Genomic DNA, 16,796 nt, shown 5'->3' with positions numbered 1-16,796 from the left:
CGCCGCATGACGGCGGCACCCTCGCCCGCAGGTGCCGCGGCACCGAGCGAGAGGGCAAGCGGGTCCGGCGGCGAAGGCGAGCAGCGGATCGTGCAGCTCATCGGCCACGCCGCGGGAGTCCAGCGGTGCGGCGGCGTCCGTGCGCTCCAGCTCACCCAGCCTGATGATCTGCAGCAAAAGCGTCCCAGCAGCGCCGACTTGCCGATGCCGCCGGGGGCGTGAGGGAGCCGGCGTCCGGATGGTATTCGAAGTGCCACCACTCGTTGTCATAGATGCGGTAGAGGCCGTAGCGGGCACCGTGTTCCTCTAGCCAGCGCGCGCCTTCGAACGGGCGCACATCCAGCGCGGTGCCCTTGACGTGCCGGGATTCCGCCGGTGGCAGTACGAACATCCGCGCCGCGGCCGGTGAGCCTACGCGGCGCACCTCCTTGTCGAACAACCGTTGCTGGACGAGGGGATCGCGGTATCCCGAGGTGAGGCCGATGAGCTGCCCGTGGCGCCAGAGCGCCGCAGCGCGTGCAGCGGTGAACGCCGCCCTGGCACCCTCGGTCAGCCCGGTGAGGTCCTCGGCAGGAAAACGGAGCGCCAGCGCCCAGCGGCAGGCCAGTTCGCGGGCGCGGCCGGGATGGCGGACGAACGCAACGGGCAGCAGGAGCACGGCGAGCACCACCGCAAGCAGGGCGAACAGCCGGTCACGGGGCCGAGGTGGGATGATGTGTGGTTCGTTCATGCCTCCAGTCGAGGGGGCGTGGTGTTGCCGGTCCGTATCCGGTTTTCGATATACCGGCGATATGCACCGACTCGTAGCATCTGACCATGCGTGTGTTAGTCGTCGAGGACGAGCCCTACATGGCAGAGGCCATACGGGACGGGCTCCGCCTGGAAGCGATCGCGGCCGACATCGCCGGTGACGGTGATACCGCTCTGGAACTGCTGAGCACCAACGCTTACGCCATCGCCGTCCTGGACCGGGACATCCCCGGGCCGACCGGCGACGAGATCGCCCGGCACATCGTGGCCGCCGGCGGCGGCATGCCGATCCTCATGCTGACCGCTGCCGACCGGCTCGACGACAAGGCCAGCGGGTTCGAGCTCGGCGCCGACGACTACCTCACCAAGCCCTTCGACATGCGCGAACTCGTGCTCAGGCTCAGAGCACTCGACCGCAGGCGCGCCCACAGCAGGCCGCCTGTGCGGGAGATCGCGGGCTTACGTGTGGACCCCTTCCGCCGCGAGGTCCACCGCGAGGGCCGCTACATCGCGCTCACCAGGAAGCAGTTCGCCGTGCTCGAAGTGCTCGTCGCTGCCGAAGGCGGTGTCGTCAGCGCAGAAGAGTTGCTGGAGCGGGCGTGGGACGAGAACGCGGACCCGTTCACCAACGCCGTACGCATCACGGTCTCGGCCCTGCGCAAACGCCTCGGCGAGCCCTGGCTGATCGCCACCGTGCCCGGGGTCGGTTACCGCATCGACACAGGGCCGGACGCCGATGGCCGGGGAGCGGAGCGTGGATAGGCGTCAAGGGTTGAGCGCCCGTCTCAAGCTCACCCTCAGCTACGCCGGGTTCCTCGTGATCGCGGGCGTCTTGCTGCTCACCGCCGTGTGGGTGTTCCTTCTGCGAGGAAGGTCGAACAGCCTCAGCTTCCCTGATCGGTCCGACTTCCTGCGCGTCTTCGACCCCAGCAATTTCGGCCCGATCGTCTTCATCCCGGCGGGAATCCTGGTGCTGGCGTTCCTGCTGGTGTTCGGTCTCGTGGGCGGGTGGATTCTGGCCGGCCGGATGCTCGCCCCGCTGACTCGCATCACCGATGCCACACGCAGGGTGGCGAACGGGCCGCTCTCGTACCGGATCCACCTACCGGGCCGCCGAGATGAGTTCCGCGAACTCGCCGACTCCTTCGACACCATGCTCGCGCGGCTCGAAGCCCACGTCGCCGAACAGCAGCGATTCGCGGCCAATGCCTCTCACGAACTGCGCACCCCGCTGGCGGTGACGCAGGCGCTTCTCGAAGTGGCCCGCAGCGATCCGAACCGCGACACCTGCGAGCTTGTCGAACGCCTCCGCGTGGTCAACACCCGAGCCATCGACCTCACTGAAGCATTGCTCCTGCTCAGCCGCGCCAACCAGCGGTCATTCACCAGGGAACAGGTTGACCTGTCCCTTTTGGCGGAAGAAGCCACTGAAACGCTCCTCCCCTTGGCAGAAAAGCAGGGCGTCACCATTGAAGCCTCCGGCGACATGGGCACCACCATCGGCTCACCGGCGCTCCTGCTGCAGATGACCACGAACCTTCTGCACAACGCGATCGGCCACAACCTGCCTGGCCAGGGCATGGTATGGGTGAATACCAGCGTCCGCCACGACACTGTTGTGCTCACTGTCGAGAATACCGGCGAGAAACTCACCTCACAGCTGGCCTCGACACTCACCGAGCCATTCCAGCGCGGCACCGAACGCTTGCACACCGGCCAAGCAGGTGTCGGCCTCGGCCTGGCCATCGTCAAAAGCATCACCGAAGCACACGACGGAACCCTCACCCTCACCCCACGCCCCGCCGGCGGCCTCCGCGTCACGGTGCAACTGCCCGCCGCGTCAGCGCACACACCAACAGGTCGGTCAGGCCTGACGAACGTCCGGATCTCCCAGGGGGAACCCGCTGCCCGCCCACGGCTGGAGCGGCGTCGTGGGTTTCGGCGGCCGAGCGCCAGGTGCGATGCGAACGAGTGGCCCAATGCTGTCACCAACCGATCTGTTGATCGCTGAGACGGCACGTGCAATCGACGGGCACGAGCACCCGAACAACGCCGCTTGCTGCTTCCCTGCCCACTTCGCGTCTCACCCGCCGCGTTTCGCCACCCCCAAGTGCCTCAGCCTCGGCGGGACATGTAGACGTCAAATGCCTTATAGAGCAGGCGATTCAGCGGCAGATCCCATTCGCCGAGATACTCCACGGCTTCGCCGCCGGTGCCGACCTTGAACTGGATCAGGCCCAGGTGCGGGCCGTTCTCGTCCACGGTGTCGGTGATGCCGCGCAGGTCGTAGACCGTGCATCCGGCAGCCAGAGTGTCAGTGATCATCTTCCACTGCACGGCGTTCGACCCGCGTACCGCCCGCTTGGCCGTGGTAGAGGCGCCGTAGCTGTACCAGGCGTGTTGCCCGACCCGGATCCAGATGGTGGCGGCAACGAGGTCACCTTCGTGGTGGGCGAGGTAAAGCCGGATCCGGTCCTTGTCCTCGGCCAGCAGCGCCTCGAACATGGTCGGGAAGTAGCTGAACGGCCGCGGGATGAAATGATCACGTTTCGCGGTCTCGAGGTAGACCCGATAGAAGTCGGGCAGGTCCTCGACGCCGCCCTGGGTCACGATGACGCCCGCTTTGTCGGCCTTCTTGATGTTGCGCCGCCAGAGCTGGTTCATCCCCTTGAACAGTTGATCTTCGTTCTTGCCGGCCAACGGGACCTGGAAGACCCAGCGCGGCTGCCCGGCCGAGAATCCTTCCCCTGCTTTCGGCGGGCGCCAGCCCAGATGCCGGAGCTGGGTGCGTGCCCGGGCGGCGGCGTCGTTGACAGTATCCGGCGGCACGTCGCTGAGCCTGGTGACCTCCGGGTCGGCAATCGCGGCCTTGATCGTCACAGCACTCCAGGTGCGGGCCACCACCGTCGTTCCGATGCGTATGGCGAATGCGCCAGAGCGCTTCAGGTGGTCCACCAACGGGCCGAGCCAGCCGGCCAGATCATCCGAGGCCCAGTCGATCACCGGCCCTTCGGGCAGGTACGCCAGCGACGCCTTGACCCCGGGCAGCCGCCGATACAGCACCAAGCCCGCGCCGACCAGTTGATCGCACTCGTCGAACCAGCCCAGCGACTCGGCTCCCCACTCACTCTTCACCGACGCCCAGGCTGGGGTCTGCAGGAAACTCACCGCAGGTCGGGACGCGTTGAACGCGGCGTGCTCCCCCGCCGTGATGGTCCGTACCCGAAAAGCCACAGCCGCTCCTACCTGTCGGTCATAGGTCGATCTACCAGCACATCGCGGGATCCGGACACGAGCGCGCCGGCGACCTCGTCGAGGCGCGCCCCACGGGAGGCCTTGACGAGCACCACATCGCCGGCAGCGAGCCGGCCGCGCAGCCATTGGACAGCAGCGGCGTTGTCGGCCAGCGCCACCGCCCGCTCTCCGGCGCCGTCGGCGAGCGTCCGGGCGCCGACCGCGACCACCACGTCGGCCCGGACGGCGGCGTACTCCCCGACGGCGCGGTGCTCGGCCTCGCTGCCGTCGCCGAGTTCGAGCATCTCTCCCAGGACGGCGATACGGCGCTTGCCCTCGATCGCCGCCAGCGCGTCCAGGGCGGCACGGGTCGAGTCGGGGTCGGCGTTGAAGGAGTCGTCGAGCAGCGTTGCGCCGCCGACGAGGTCACGCAGTTCCAGGCGCCACTTCGACAGCGAGACCGTGGGCAGCGCCGCTGCGGCCGCATCGAGGGAGACGCCGGCCGCCAGCCCCACCGCCGCGGCAGCGGCCGCGTTGAGGGCCTGGTGCGCGCCCACGAGTGGCAGCGCGACCGGAGCCCGGGCGACGGTGGTCCGCAGGGTGAAGGACGGCCGGGCGAGCCGGTCCAGTGCCACGTCGAGGAGGCGAACGTCGGCGTGTTCCGCCCGGCCGAAGGTCAGCGCCGGGCGGTCGGTGAGCGAGCGCATCGCGGCCACCCGAGGATCGTCGGCGCAAAGGACCGCGGTGCCGCCGGGCGCCAGACCCTGCACCAGCTCACCCTTGGCCCGGGCGATCGCCGCGCGCGATCTGAGATGGCTGAGGTGAGCCTGGCCGACGTTGAGGACGACACCGACGTCGGGCGCGACCAGGCCGGTGAGCTTGGCGATGTCGCCGATGCGGCGCACTCCCATCTCAAGGACGAGGAACCGGGTGGCCGCATCGGAACGCAGCATGGTGAGCGGCACGCCGAGCTCATTGTTGAGCGAGCCGACCGTGGCGACAGTCGGCGCGGCGCTCGACAGCACGGCTGCCAACAGGTCCTTGGTGCTGGTCTTGCCGCGGGATCCGGTCACCCCGACGACGGTCAGCCCCTCGCGCAGCCGGGCCACGACGTGGGCGGCGAGCGCCTGCAACGCGGCTTTGGCGTCCTCGACAACGACAGTCGGCAGCGCCGTGGGCCGGGAGCCGAGCACAGCCACCGCGCCGGCCCGGCCGGCCTGGACGGCGTAGTCGTGGCCGTCGACGTGCTCGCCGTCGAAGGCGACGAAGAGGCTGCCCCGCTCGGCCTGCCGACTGTCGAGCACGGCCGGCGCGGTCACCGTCACGGTGCCGTCGCCCTCGACCCTCCCGCCGACCACGGAGGCGATCTCGCCGAGGCTGAGCGGGATCATGCCTTGACCGCACAAGGATCGGCGCAGCGCATCAACAACCGGCCCATTGCAGTGGGGGCGGGCGGGGGCGGGCCGGCGAGGCAGAGGACGGCAGAGATTGGTTTGCTGAAACTCATGCCGTTCAGTCAAGAGAGCGTTATGTTGCCGGCGCGTATGCAGTTTTCGATACGCCGACGATATGTTGCCGACCAGCACGCCGCGAGAGCATGAATGCGGCCGGCCGACCGCGTCGGCTTCGCCCGTGGGACCGACCGGACAACCCGTCAGTTCGAGCATCAGGTCCGGCAGCAGTGTCGTCGGCCCGCCTGAGCGCCGCTTCGGGACCGCCCGGAGCTTCGAGGGCGACACGGCAACGTGTTGCACATGCTTCCGCTGGCATTCTCTGCCGGGCTGGGGCTCACCCTTGGCGATCAAGGCGGGCATCGTCCTGCGCGTGCAGCGGCCGGCAACATATCGTCGGTGTAGCAAAAAACGCATACGTGCTGGCAACACCGCGCTCTCTTGACTGGACGGCATGAGTTCCAGCGGACCCACACGAGCGGCGGCATGCCGCACCCGAGCGTCGGCGCCGTCCACACGGGCTGTCTCGGCAACGGGAATCACGGTCTATGGGTGCGAGCAGGATGAGGCCCTTCTCTTCCGGGAAATGGCTCCTCGCTTCGGCGTGGTGCCGACCATCACGAAGGAAGCGGTATCCGAAGCCAATACCGGCCTGGCAGCCGGGAACCGATGTGTCAGCATCGGCCACAAGACGCACGTCACCCGTGCCACGCTCATCGAGCTGAGCCGCGCCGGTGTGGAGTATCTCTCCACACGAAGCGTCGGATGCAACCACATCGACGTGAGCTACGCGGAGAGCGTCGGTATCTCCGTCGGAAACGTGACGTATTCTCCCGACAGCGTTGCCGACTACACGCTGATGCTGATGTTGATGGCTGTGCGCCACGCGAAAGCCACCCTCCGCCGCGCCGATACCCATGACTACCGGCTGAGTGAGATACGCGGCAAAGAGCTGCGCGACCTGACGGTCGGAGTGGTCGGCACGGGGCGTATCGGCACAGCAGTCATCGACCGGTTGCGAGGCTTCGGCTGCCGCGTGCTGGCCTACGACAACCGTCCCGCGGCCTCCGCCGATTACGCGCCGATCGACGAGCTGCTCCGGCACAGCGACATCGTCACGCTCCACACCCCGCTCACCGCAGAAACCCGCCACCTCCTCGATCATCGGCGTATCGAGCAGATGAAACACGGTGCATTCATCGTCAACACCGGACGCGGCCCGCTCATTGACACCGAAGCCCTTCTGCCGGCGTTGGAAAACGGCAGATTGGGCGGCGCGGCGCTGGACGTTCTCGACGGCGAGGAAGGAATCTTCTACACCGACTGCCGAAACAAGCCCATCGAGAACCGCTCGCTGTTGCGACTGCAAGAGATGCCGAATGTGTTCATCAGCCCACACACGGCCTACTACACCGACCACGCGCTGCGCGACACCGTCACAAACAGCCTCATCAACTGCCTCGACTTCGAAAGCGGGAAAACATGGACAGGTTGAAGATCGGCATCATTTTCGGGGGCTCTTCCGAAGAACACCCGGTCTCCGTCAAGTCCGCCCAGGAGGTTGCAAAGAACCTCAACACGGATACCTACGAACCGTACTGGATCGGCATTACGCAGTCCGGCGCCTGGAAGCTCTGCGGCTCCCCAGGCGTCGACTGGGAGAACGGCGGCGCCCGCCCGGTCATGCTGTCACCGGACCGAAGCGTCCACGGGCTGCTCGTCCTGGGACAGGGAGGATTCGAAGTGATCCGCCTGGACCTCGTGCTGCCCGTTCTGCACGGCACACTCGGGGAAGACGGTGCGGTCCAGGGCCTGCTGGAGCTCTCCGGCATCCCTTATGCCGGCTGCGATGTCCAGAGCTCTGCGATCTGCATGGACAAATCCCTGACCTATACCGTGGCCAAGAGCGCGGGAATCGCCACGCCGCATTTCCGGGTGGTCGCGGAGAACGAGAAGGTCGACGCCGGCCAGTTTGCCTACCCTGTCTTCGTGAAGCCGGCCCGTTCGGGCTCGTCCTTCGGCGTCAGCAAGGTTGCCGGAGAAGAGGACTTGCCGAGTGCACTGGACGCAGCACGACAGTACGACTCGAAGATCCTGATTGAAGAGGCCGTGGCCGGCAGCGAGGTCGGCTGTGCAATCCTGGGGGATCCCTCCGCCCCGATCGCGGGTGAGGTGGACCGCGTAGCCCTCTCGCACGGATTCTTCAGGATCCACCAGGAGGACTCACCCGAGACCGGCTCGGAGAACTCGGTGTTCATCGTTCCCGCTGACATCTCCGAAGAGTCGCGTCGGCTCGTCCAAGAGAGCGCCAAGACCATCTACCGCACCCTGGGCTGCCAGGGGCTTGCCCGCGTGGACATGTTCCTCAAGGAGGACGGCCAGGTGGTACTCAACGAAGTCAACACCCTGCCCGGCATGACCTCCTACAGCCGCTACCCCCGGATGATGGCCGCCGCAGGACTGCCGCTTTCCGACGTGATAGACCGGCTCGTCTCCATGACGCTGCACCGGAAGAAGCGATGAACGACGACTTCGTGTACCTGGACGAGCTGGTGCCCGGCATCCGTTGGGATGCCAAGTACGCCACTCGGGACAACTTCACCGGAAAGCCGGTGGACGGATACCTGGCAAACCGGGTAGTCGGCACCAGAGCTTTGTGCACAGCCCTTGGGCGAGCGCAAGAAGAAGCCGCGCCCCTCGGCTTCGGATTACTTGTTTGGGACGGATACCGTCCGCAACGTGCCGTCGACTGCTTCCTGCGCTGGTCAGAACAGCCGGAGGACGGTCGGACAAAGAAGCGCCACTATCCCAATATCGACAGATCCGAGCTCATCGACAAGGGGTACGTGGCCGCCAAGTCGGGCCACAGCCGTGGCAGTACCGTCGACTTGACGCTCTACAGCCTCGCCACCGGCGAATACGCCCGCATGGGCGGCGGCCACGACCTCATGGACCCGATCTCACATCACGGAGCAAGAGGACTGACGCCCACCGAAGCGGGAAACCGCGAGCACCTTTGCTCCATCATGGAGAACTGCGGATTTGTTCGCTACGCCTGCGAATGGTGGCACTACACGCTGAGAAGCGAGCCTTATACAGATGCCTATTTCGACTTTCCCATCACGTGATGGAAACCTCCCTTACGTCTCACAGTGGGGAAGCCTGGACCGGAACGACGAGGTCGTCATGCGGCGTGCCGCCCCATCAGGTCTCGACGTCTTCCTGAGGCGCACCGATCCATCGCAACTGCACGACTGGGCCTCCGACGGGTACCACTCTCGCGAGGAATACCTGTTCTGGTCCCGCAAAGTATGCGGTTTGGCATGTCTGCAGTCCCTGCTCCATGGCTGGACGGAAACCCGACTGTCGATGCGTGAACTCCTTGCACTGGCTCTCGACTGGGGCTGCTACGTGGTGGAATCCCGGGGCAAGGTCCATGGACTGATCTACAGGCCATTCATGGCGTGGGTCAGCTCACAATTCGGGCTCACCTGCCAACTGATCGAGAACACGCCGATTCAAAAGTCCGCCCAAGCAGTGCACCCCGGGCAAGTCCTGATCGCTTCAGTATCTCCTGAGATCCGCGACCCGAGAACCTACGAACCGCGACGGGGAGGGCATCTTGTACTGATTCATGCGGTCCATGGCAGGATGGTGCGGTTCCATAATCCGTCGGGCTACTCCCACAATGCAGACTCCGCATCGCTACCCATGCGCATATTCGAGCGGTTCCATGCAGGACGAGGGATCCTGATCAGCGCGCCATCGTGAGGCCAGGCGAACCGGCACCACCCGCCTTTGTCACCGGCGGCCACTCGGTATTGACGGTCCGCTGAGTTGACATCAGCCCACGGCCGGGCGGGCGTTTGAGGGGCGTCGTTCCCACGGCGCGGTGCCCATGCAGGCGCGGTCGGCCAGTACCGGGATGCACTGGCGCTCGCAGATGCGGATGATCCGGGGGATGCGGGCGGCGGTCAGGGAACGCGAGTGAGATTTACAGCGCACAACCGGCTGGATCGGTCACCAGCTGGACGTTCACCCCCTGCCGACGACGCTCGGGGGAGCAGTCGGCTCGGCCGCCCCCGACGCGGTCGCACTCCGCCAGGGTGCGGTCGAGCAGGACGTGGTCGGGGTCGATGTCACGCGGCACACGCAGCAGGCCGGGGCACAGTCGGCGAGCACGTCGTTCACGGCGGTGGTGTAGGCATGATTGCAGCGCCGCAAGCCCCGGGTCCTCGCCACTGTGGTCGGTGCCGGTCAGCGCCCGCAACGTCTCCTCGTGTGCTGCGAAGTGAGCCTCGAAGACGTCCTTGGGACCGCTGTAGAACGTGAACAACTCCGGCTGCCCGATACCCGACGGCGGCACCTGCCCGCCACCGGTCAGCTGTGTCACCCCGTGTCCGAGCTGAGGTTGAGAACGAACTCGGCTGGCGAGCGCCTCGGCGGCCGGCTTGTCCGCCTTGGAGACCGTGCGATTCCACAGCATCACCTTGCGGTCAAGGCTGGGCCGGTATAATGCGTGAAGAGCTGGTGCCCCTGACGGTGACCTCGCCGGTCTCGCCGGGCCCGGACACACTGCCGTCGAGGCGGACGATGCGCACCCGCACCCCGGTCACCGTCCTGCCGATGGTTCGGGAGAACTGCTCGTCACTGTCGTACGACGTACCCACCGTGATCGTCGGGCACTCCGTCACCCCGTACTCATACCCGTGGACGACCGCGCGCCCCAGCTCCCGCACGGCTGCGAAGTAGGGGCGGTAGGCCGCCAGGGTCGGCGGTGGGGCCCCTTCCGCGATGTAGAGCACTCGCCCCCCTCGCCCGCGACCTTCCATGCCGTCGCCGTGCGGGCGAACCTTCGCCTTCACCTGGGACCAGGACACAGCGCGCGCCGGTCTCCGCCAAGATGAAGCCGACCTCCCGCTCGGTGCAGGGGGCACGGGGATCTGTACGGCGCCGAGCCGGCGAGCGCGACCGAGACGACGATCGTGTTTCGTTCGGGTCACTGATCCCAGTTACATCAATCCGCCGTGCCGCCTGCTTTGACGGGTTGTGCACCGCCGTGCGCTGTTGCGCTGCTGGCGGGTCCCACAGTCGGGCGCTTGTGTGTTCCACGGCATGATCCGGATGGCCGAGGCCGCCGTGAGGACGGGCGACGGCCGAGGAACTGCTCCACGAACCGCAGTGTCAGTGGTAGCTGCTGTACTACAACCACAGCCGGGAGGTCGGCGCAGCGCGCATCGACCGACCTGCTGAGACTCAGCCATGAGACACGTGGGAGACCTCGGATGCGTACTCTGATCAGCACCGCTTTCATTTCGCTCGACGGCGTTGCGGAGGCTCCGGGCGGCGAGCCCGGGTACCGGAACTCCGGGTGGACCTTCAAGGACGTCGAGTTCCTCCCCGAGGCGTTCGACATCAAGGGCCGGGAGCAGGAGGAAGCCACTGCGATGTTGATGGGCCGGACCAGCTACGAGGCGTTCAGCCCGGTGTGGCCGGGCATGGAGGACTTCGCCGGCTACAAGGTGGTGCCGAAGTACGTCGTCTCCACCACACTCACCGAGGACGACCTGGTGTCGAACTGGGGCGAGACGACGATCCTGCGCTCGCTCGACGATGTCGCCGCGCTGAAGGAGACCGAGGGCGGACCGATCATCGTCCACGGCAGCATCTCCCTGAACCAGGCCCTTTCGGATGCCGGCCTGATCGACCGATACCACCTGCTCGTCTTCCCGCTTCTGCTCGGGGCGGGCAAGCGGCTCTTCAGCGCCACGGACAAGGACACCCAGAAGCTGAAGCTCGTCGAGCACGAGGCCTACGCCAACGGTCTGCAGAAGAACGTCTTCGACGTCGTCCGCTGACAAGACTCCCGCACTCGCCCTGCCGTCGTGTCGCCGGGGGCGGCGCTCGCCGCAAGGATTTCCCCGGCGGGCGGACGTTGGATCACCGCGCAGACCAGAAGAAGGTGCCTGTCAGGATCTTCACAGCTCGCTCACTCGCAGTCGGATGCCCCGGCGCGCCCGTCGGGTACGGGGCACCATCCTGAGCACCGCGATCGGTGTGCCCCTCGTCGCCCAGGAACCGCTGATCCAGACCGCGGCTTGCGGTCTCATCTGGCCGCCCACGCTGACCGTCCACGCCGGCCGCGGGTGGCGAGTGCGTGGAACGCTTGCTTCGGTTCCCAGGGCATGCCGGGATAGGCCCGCTTGTCGGCGGGATAGTTGTTGTGCTCGTCCAGAACTTTGACTATGCGCACCAGGCCGGGGCCGAGGGTGACGCCGCCGGCCTCCATGATGGCTACGGGCTTGCCGTGGCCGCATTCCTTGCGCAGGCCAGCGCGATAGGCGGCCGCGTTGCGCAGGCTCCGGAAGGCGTCCAGGCCGACGATGTCGAACGGGGCCCGGTCCACCTCGTCCAGAGGGCAGGGGGCGTAGCTCACGCGGCCCCCGAAGAGGGGCCGCACGGCGTCGGCGGCCTCCCCCAGGAAGGCGTTGACCTTGTCAGGGAGGCCCTGGAGCGCGGCTTCGCGGCCGGGGACCGCCAGGACCAGAACGCACTCGTTGAGTGTGCCCCCGGGCAGGTAGCCACGGGCGAACACGCTGAGTTCGCAGCCGGTGACGAGGACGGCCTCGATGCCGTCGCGCCGCAGTCGCTCCGCCCGCTCGGCGCCGTCGGTCAACAGCGGCAGCATCTCGGCGTTGGACAGCTCGCAGGGAAACGGCGAAAACCAGACCTCCAGGCCCGCCTCCGGTGGGGTGGCTGTGTCTGCCGTACAGCGTCATCGTCCAAGTTGCCGTTGCGTCAGCGTCAAGGCCGTGGATGACCATGGGAACGGCGGCGGCTCAGAAGTCACTTTTACGGGTGGATGACGGCGTGCAGCCGCTCCCCCACCACCCAACCTGCACGTCGAATACCTGCCCCCTCCTCCTTGCAGAGGCGAGCAGCCGTTGCCCCGGCTCGCGTCTCATCACACGGCACGCGAGCCCGGGGCATCAGATCCCATCAGATCCAATACCGGAAGATGAGCACGGTGGCGGCGCTCAGGCCGATGGCCACCACGCACGCCCGTAGGAGTGCGGGGGACATCCGCCGGGCGACGCGGGCGCCGATCTGGCCGCCGAGGAGGGAGCCGGCCATCAGGAGAAGGGCCGGCAGCCAGGCGATGGGTGAGATCAGGATGAAGAGGAGGGCGGCGGCGGCGTTCACCACGCCGATGCAGACGTTCTTGATGCCGTTGAGGCTCTGGATGTTCTCGTTCAGGAGCAGGCCGAAGAGGGCGAGCAGGACGACTCCGGCCGCGGCGCCGAAGTAACCTCCGTACACTCCGGCGGCGAAGATGCCTGTCCAGAGGAGGGGGCCGCCTTCGGCGGCGACGGTCCGCCACCGCTTCCCGGGCTCGCCTTCGCGGTGGTCCGCCGTCTGTGCGGAGCGGGCGAGTCTCTTCTTGAGCCACGGCTGGGCCATGACCAACAGGCTGGCGATCAGCACCAGGGCCGGTACGACGGCGTCGAACGCGGCGGCCGGCAGGATGACGAGTCCCAGCGCGCCGACGATGGATCCCAGCAGGGAGACGGCTCCGAACAGGGCGATCCGGCGCCACTGTCCCTTGAGTTCGTGGCGGTATCCGTAGGCTCCGCTGAAGTTGCCCGCCACCAGTCCCACCGTGTTGGACATGTTCGCCAGTACGGGCGGGAGACCGGTGGCGACCAGCACGGGGAAGGTGAGGAGCGTGCCGGAGCCCACGATGGTGTTGATGATTCCGGCGAGCACGCCACTGGTCAGCACCAGGGCCACGGTCAGTGCGCTGACCGTCATCACAGGGCTGTGCCCAGGAAGCGGCGGAAGCGGCGGGCGACGTCGTACGGTGTGACGGTGGGCCGGCCCAGGTCCGTGCGGGAGCCGGGTCTGATGCGTGCGTGGATCAGGTGTGGGCCGGGGGTCGTCAGTGCGCGGGAGAACGCTTCGGTGAAGCCCTGGAGGTCGTCGCTGACGGCGGCGTGCCGGTAGCCGCAGGCGAGGGCCACGCGGGCGAAGCCGACGCCGGCGGAGACGGTGGCCTGGCCGCCGGTGGAGTCGTGGACTTCGTTGTCGATCACCACGTGGACGAGGTTGTCGGGGCGGGTGGCGCCGATGGTGGCCATGTTGCCGAGTTTCATCAGTGCGGCCCCGTCGCCGTCCAGGACGACGACGGGGCGCGGTGTGTTCAGTGCGACGCCCAGGCCCAGGGCGCTGGCGCATCCCATGGAGCCGACCTGGTAGAAGTGCTGTTCGCGGTCGGCCAGGGTGAACAGTTCGCGTCCGCACTTGCCGGTGCCGGCGATGATCGCCGCCTGGGGCGGTACGGCGGCGAGCACGGCTTCCAGCACGCTCGCGCGGGCCGGGCGCCGGGCACCGCGGGTGTGGTCCACCGCTGCGGCCCGGTCGCGTCGGCGGGCGGGCGGGGGCTGGTCGAGCGGGCCGTCCGCGGCCACCGTGCCCTTCTCCATGATCAGTGCCGTGGGCAGTTCGGTGGTGGTCATGAGGGCGCCGGCCTCCTCCAGTACCGTCTTGATTCCTTCGGGCCGGTCCGGGAAGGGCCGGTGGGAGACGCCGATCACGGACAGCAGGTCGTGCATGACACGGCCCATGACCTCGTGCTGGGGTTCGTCCCGCACTCCGGGCCGGCCACGCCAGGTGCACACGAGCAGCAGCGGGATACGGAACGGATGGCTCATGGAGGTCAGGGGGTTGACCATGTTGCCGAGTCCCGAGTTCTGGCACATCACCACCGGCTGCCGCCCCGCCAGCCAGGCGCCGCCGGCGACGGCGACGGCCTCGCCCTCGCTGGTGGCGCCCAGGTAGCGCAGTTCGCGGCGGCTGATCGCCCCGTTGATCAGCGGAGTGAGGAAGGAGCACGGAACCCCGGTGTAGAAGTCGAACCCCCGGTGCAGGGCCGCGTCGAGGAACTGTCCGGCTCTGATCATGAGGCGTTCCTCCTGGGGGCCCGGGTGGGTTCGGCCGGCAGGTACCGGCGGGAGGCGTCGTCCAGTTCGTCGTAGTCCAGGAAGTCGAAGACCTCCTTGACCGGGACCAGCGCCTGCTCCACGTCGCTGACGCGCCGGTTCCTGAAGACCTCCTCGCAGACCTCGCGCATGGCGTGCATCGAGGCGCGCATGTTCTGGTTGGCCCAGATCAGCGTCGAGATGCCGGCCCTCTCGAAGGAGTCCACACCGACGGCCCGGTGATAGGTGGTGGGGGTGATGACCAGCGGGCACCTGCGTCCCCACTCCTTGGCGAAGGCCAGTACCTCCTTGCCGTCCTTGCGCTTGGAGTGGATGAAGACGGCGTCCGCCCCGGCCCGCCGGTACGCCTCCGCCCGGTCGAGGGCCTCGCCGAGGGAGTAGCCGGACACCAGCGCCTCGACCCGCGCGACGACGCAGAAGTCGTCGTCGGTCTGGCTGTCCTTGCACGCGGTGATCTTTCCGCAGAACTCGTCGGTGTCCGCGAGGGGCTGGCACTCGCCGAGGAAGGAGTTGGTCTTGGGGAACAGCTTGTCCTCGATGCAGACCGCCGCCACTCCCAGTCGGCACAGCTGGCGTACGAAGCGCCGTGCGTTGTTGAAGTTGCCGTACCCGGTGTCCCCGTCCACCATGATCGGGATGTGGGTGGCATCGGCCATGTACGCGACGGTGTCGAGCACTTCGCCCGCGCTGACCTCGTTGCTGTCCCGTACGCCGAGCGCGGTCGAGATGGAGAAGCCGGAGGCCCAGATGCCCGAGAAGCCGACGTCCTCCACGATGCGGGCGGACAGGCCGTTGTGCGCTTCCATCAGGAAGCCGAGGGACGGGGAGAGCAGGAGCGCGCGCATCATGGCGGCTTTCGAGGCGGCGGCCTGGTTGTCGTGGTGATCGCTGTGGTGGTTGTCGTTGCGCATGTGGTCCTCCCGTTGGATGCCGCTTCCGACGCCGCCCGCGGGACGGCGCGTGCGTGGATGCTCGTATGGGTGGCTAGGTGGTCGTGGTGGCTTCGTAACCCCAGTTCGTACGGTCCCGCCGGGCGCGGCGCAGGGTCTGCGGCCGCCGGACGGTCTGGGTCAGCTCCAGGTGTTCCAGGTAGCCGTAGCCCTCACCGTTGCCGAGCTTGATCAGCGCGCCGGTGCCGCTGAAGCCATGGGGTACGCACGGGCCCACCCACAGGCTGTCGTCGGGAGCGAGCTGCTGCTCGTGGACGGCACCGTTCTCGTCGGTCCACCAGGCGACCGGGGCCCCGCGTGTCGCGAGGTAGTGGCCGGCGCCGTGGTCGAACAGGTCGAGCGCGCGGGTGTCGGCGCGGTCGACGGCGAGGTAGAGGCCCACGATGTCGGGCAGTTGGGGTGCGCCGGCCATGGAGGTGGCGCGGTAGGCGCCGAACTCCCGGATGGCGGCGATGCCGTCCTCGACGGAGCACCAGGTCTTGCCGATCTCGTCGTGTACGGGTTCGGCGGGCAGCAGCAGCCGGTGGTCGACGCCGAGTGCGCGGCCGATGGACCGCAGGTCGGTGAGGGTGAGCGCGTCGCAGTCGCCGGACAGGCAGGCGGCGATCCGCTGCTCCGGGACGCCGGTGGCGGCGGTCAGTGATGCGGCGGTGTGGGCCCGGCGGCGAAGGGCGACGCCGAGCACCGCGGCCTGTCCGTCGGCGGACCAGTCCTCGACGAACCGGTCGTAGGAGCCGTCGGTCCACTCGTTGGCCCGCGTCAGCAGCGCGTGGAGGTTGGACTTGCAGGTGTAGGAGATGATGCGGGCGGGTTCCTGGCCGGCCAGGGAGTAGCTGTGCGGCCGGTAGGAGGGTTCGAGGTAGGAGTCGCCGATGATCCAGGCGTGCTCGGGGTCCCGGTTGGCCTTCAGGACGGCCCAGGTCAGGTCGTTGATCTCGGTACCCCAGCGGCCGTGGATGTCGCCGGGCCCGATGTTCACGGTGATGGCCGGTTCCAGGTGGCCGTTGTTGAGCTTCGGCAGCCGCCCTTGTGGGCACAGGATGTCCAGGATCACCGGGGCGATGTATCCCGAGGGAGCCGGCAGCGAGTAGTAGTTGTAGAAGTGGATGCCGTCGCGCTGGACCGCGCGCCGGGTCGCGGCGGTTTCGGCGCGGCTCTGGAAGAGGGCGGCGGGCTGCCGGGCCGGTCCCACGGCGAGTTCTTCGACGGGGATGTCGAGGGACGCGGCCAGTTTGCGGACCTCGGCCCCCGAGAGTTCCAGGTTCTTGTCCGTGGTGTCCGGACGCAGGTCGAGTGCGATGCCGGTACGGTCGCGCACGTGTTCCGGGGTGAGTTTGCGGGCGTTGAGCCAGTGCATGAGTTTGTACGGGTCGACGGCGGGCGGATTCGGCACGATGGCCTCCGTGGTTCCT

17 protein-coding genes and 1 pseudogene are annotated in these 16,796 nt (G+C 67.6%); 7 read left to right on the top strand and 11 right to left on the bottom strand.

The annotated features are described in order from the left end of the window. Positions 1 to 151: 151 nt before the first annotated feature. Positions 152 to 730 carry a D,D-peptidase/D,D-carboxypeptidase VanY-N gene (gene vanY-N, locus IH45_RS0110340; protein WP_050514703.1) on the bottom strand — a complete coding sequence of 193 codons (579 nt, stop codon included), beginning with the start codon at positions 728 to 730 and terminating at the stop codon, positions 152 to 154. Positions 731 to 816: 86 nt separating this feature from the next. On the opposite strand from vanY-N, the gene IH45_RS0110335 reads away from it, so the two are divergent. Together IH45_RS0110335 and IH45_RS0110330 are read left to right on the top strand one after the other, a co-directional pair. Continuing rightward, entirely contained in the window at positions 817 to 1,512 is a 696-nt protein-coding gene (locus tag IH45_RS0110335) for a response regulator transcription factor (RefSeq protein ID WP_030664891.1), read from the top strand. Next, on the top strand, positions 1,505 to 2,761 hold the full coding sequence (locus IH45_RS0110330; RefSeq protein WP_030664887.1) for a sensor histidine kinase: 1,257 nt from the start codon (positions 1,505 to 1,507) through the stop codon (positions 2,759 to 2,761). Before IH45_RS0110335 ends, IH45_RS0110330 begins: the two co-directional genes overlap by 8 nt. 104 nt (positions 2,762 to 2,865) lie before the next feature. On the opposite strand, the gene IH45_RS0110325 is transcribed toward IH45_RS0110330, so the two are convergent. Then, entirely contained in the window at positions 2,866 to 3,984 is a 1,119-nt protein-coding gene (locus tag IH45_RS0110325; RefSeq protein WP_030664884.1) for a lipid II:glycine glycyltransferase FemX, read from the bottom strand. Between the two features lie 8 nt (positions 3,985 to 3,992). Then, complete coding sequence (locus tag IH45_RS0110320) at positions 3,993 to 5,375, bottom strand: UDP-N-acetylmuramoyl-tripeptide--D-alanyl-D-alanine ligase (protein ID WP_032917115.1); 1,383 nt, start codon at positions 5,373 to 5,375, stop codon at positions 3,993 to 3,995. 514 nt (positions 5,376 to 5,889) lie between these two features. Here IH45_RS0110320 and vanH point away from each other — a divergent pair. The 4 genes from vanH to IH45_RS1000000148655 are packed head-to-tail and all read left to right on the top strand — an operon-like array spanning position 5,890 to position 9,206. Further along, positions 5,890 to 6,930 (top strand): D-lactate dehydrogenase VanH, encoded by a 1,041-nt coding sequence (gene vanH / locus IH45_RS0110315; protein ID WP_078897419.1) that lies wholly within the window; start codon positions 5,890 to 5,892, stop codon positions 6,928 to 6,930. Then, the gene (gene vanA, locus IH45_RS0110310; RefSeq protein WP_030664875.1) at positions 6,918 to 7,958 is read left to right on the top strand and encodes a D-alanine--(R)-lactate ligase; all 1,041 of its coding nucleotides are present in this window, start codon (positions 6,918 to 6,920) and stop codon (positions 7,956 to 7,958) included. Before vanH ends, vanA begins: the two co-directional genes overlap by 13 nt. Continuing rightward, positions 7,955 to 8,563 carry a D-Ala-D-Ala dipeptidase VanX gene (gene vanX, locus IH45_RS0110305; protein ID WP_030664871.1) on the top strand — a complete coding sequence of 203 codons (609 nt, stop codon included), beginning with the start codon at positions 7,955 to 7,957 and terminating at the stop codon, positions 8,561 to 8,563. The genes vanA and vanX overlap by 4 nt, the downstream gene beginning before the upstream one ends. Beyond that, positions 8,535 to 9,206 (top strand): hypothetical protein, encoded by a 672-nt coding sequence (locus IH45_RS1000000148655; RefSeq protein ID WP_158812998.1) that lies wholly within the window; start codon positions 8,535 to 8,537, stop codon positions 9,204 to 9,206. Before vanX ends, IH45_RS1000000148655 begins: the two co-directional genes overlap by 29 nt. Before the next feature lie 49 nt (positions 9,207 to 9,255). Here the strand turns inward: IH45_RS1000000148655 and IH45_RS1000000149805 are convergent. Together IH45_RS1000000149805 and IH45_RS0110295 are read right to left on the bottom strand one after the other, a co-directional pair. After that, positions 9,256 to 9,644: pseudogene (locus IH45_RS1000000149805) on the bottom strand (IS5/IS1182 family transposase); the annotation flags it as partial. Positions 9,645 to 9,931: 287 nt separating this feature from the next. Further along, positions 9,932 to 10,240, bottom strand: a complete 309-nt coding sequence (locus IH45_RS0110295; protein WP_030664861.1) for an AMP-binding protein — start codon at positions 10,238 to 10,240, stop codon at positions 9,932 to 9,934. 480 nt (positions 10,241 to 10,720) lie between these two features. Between IH45_RS0110295 and IH45_RS0110290 the strand changes: the two genes are divergently transcribed. After that, positions 10,721 to 11,293, top strand: a complete 573-nt coding sequence (locus IH45_RS0110290; protein WP_030664858.1) for a dihydrofolate reductase family protein — start codon at positions 10,721 to 10,723, stop codon at positions 11,291 to 11,293. Between the two features lie 248 nt (positions 11,294 to 11,541). Here IH45_RS0110290 and IH45_RS1000000147785 read toward each other — a convergent pair whose 3' ends face one another. The 6 genes from IH45_RS1000000147785 to IH45_RS0110265 all read right to left on the bottom strand — a co-directional run bounded on the left by IH45_RS1000000147785 (position 11,542) and on the right by IH45_RS0110265 (position 16,777). Beyond that, positions 11,542 to 12,030 carry a hypothetical protein gene (locus IH45_RS1000000147785; RefSeq protein WP_158812996.1) on the bottom strand — a complete coding sequence of 163 codons (489 nt, stop codon included), beginning with the start codon at positions 12,028 to 12,030 and terminating at the stop codon, positions 11,542 to 11,544. After that, positions 11,933 to 12,214 (bottom strand): NAD(P)-binding protein, encoded by a 282-nt coding sequence (locus IH45_RS1000000150980; RefSeq protein WP_158812994.1) that lies wholly within the window; start codon positions 12,212 to 12,214, stop codon positions 11,933 to 11,935. Before IH45_RS1000000150980 ends, IH45_RS1000000147785 begins: the two co-directional genes overlap by 98 nt. Positions 12,215 to 12,434: 220 nt before the next feature. Beyond that, positions 12,435 to 13,247 carry a sulfite exporter TauE/SafE family protein gene (locus tag IH45_RS0110280; protein ID WP_030664852.1) on the bottom strand — a complete coding sequence of 271 codons (813 nt, stop codon included), beginning with the start codon at positions 13,245 to 13,247 and terminating at the stop codon, positions 12,435 to 12,437. Then, positions 13,247 to 14,395, bottom strand: a complete 1,149-nt coding sequence (gene aepY / locus IH45_RS0110275; protein ID WP_030664849.1) for a phosphonopyruvate decarboxylase — start codon at positions 14,393 to 14,395, stop codon at positions 13,247 to 13,249. The genes IH45_RS0110280 and aepY overlap by 1 nt, the downstream gene beginning before the upstream one ends. Further along, positions 14,392 to 15,345: a phosphoenolpyruvate mutase gene (aepX, locus tag IH45_RS0110270; RefSeq protein WP_063762967.1), complete on the bottom strand. Its 954-nt coding sequence runs from the start codon at positions 15,343 to 15,345 to the stop codon at positions 14,392 to 14,394. The genes aepY and aepX overlap by 4 nt, the downstream gene beginning before the upstream one ends. A gap of 73 nt (positions 15,346 to 15,418) precedes the next feature. Then, positions 15,419 to 16,777, bottom strand: coding sequence for a cupin domain-containing protein (locus IH45_RS0110265; protein ID WP_234440491.1), 1,359 nt, complete (start codon positions 16,775 to 16,777; stop codon positions 15,419 to 15,421). Positions 16,778 to 16,796: the final 19 nt, after the last annotated feature.

It is taken from the genome of Streptomyces rimosus subsp. rimosus (assembly GCF_000720725.1).
In the GTDB taxonomy this organism is placed as follows: Bacteria; Actinomycetota; Actinomycetes; order Streptomycetales; family Streptomycetaceae; genus Streptomyces; species Streptomyces rimosus_A.
This window is presented reverse-complemented; position numbering and strand designations above follow the sequence as displayed.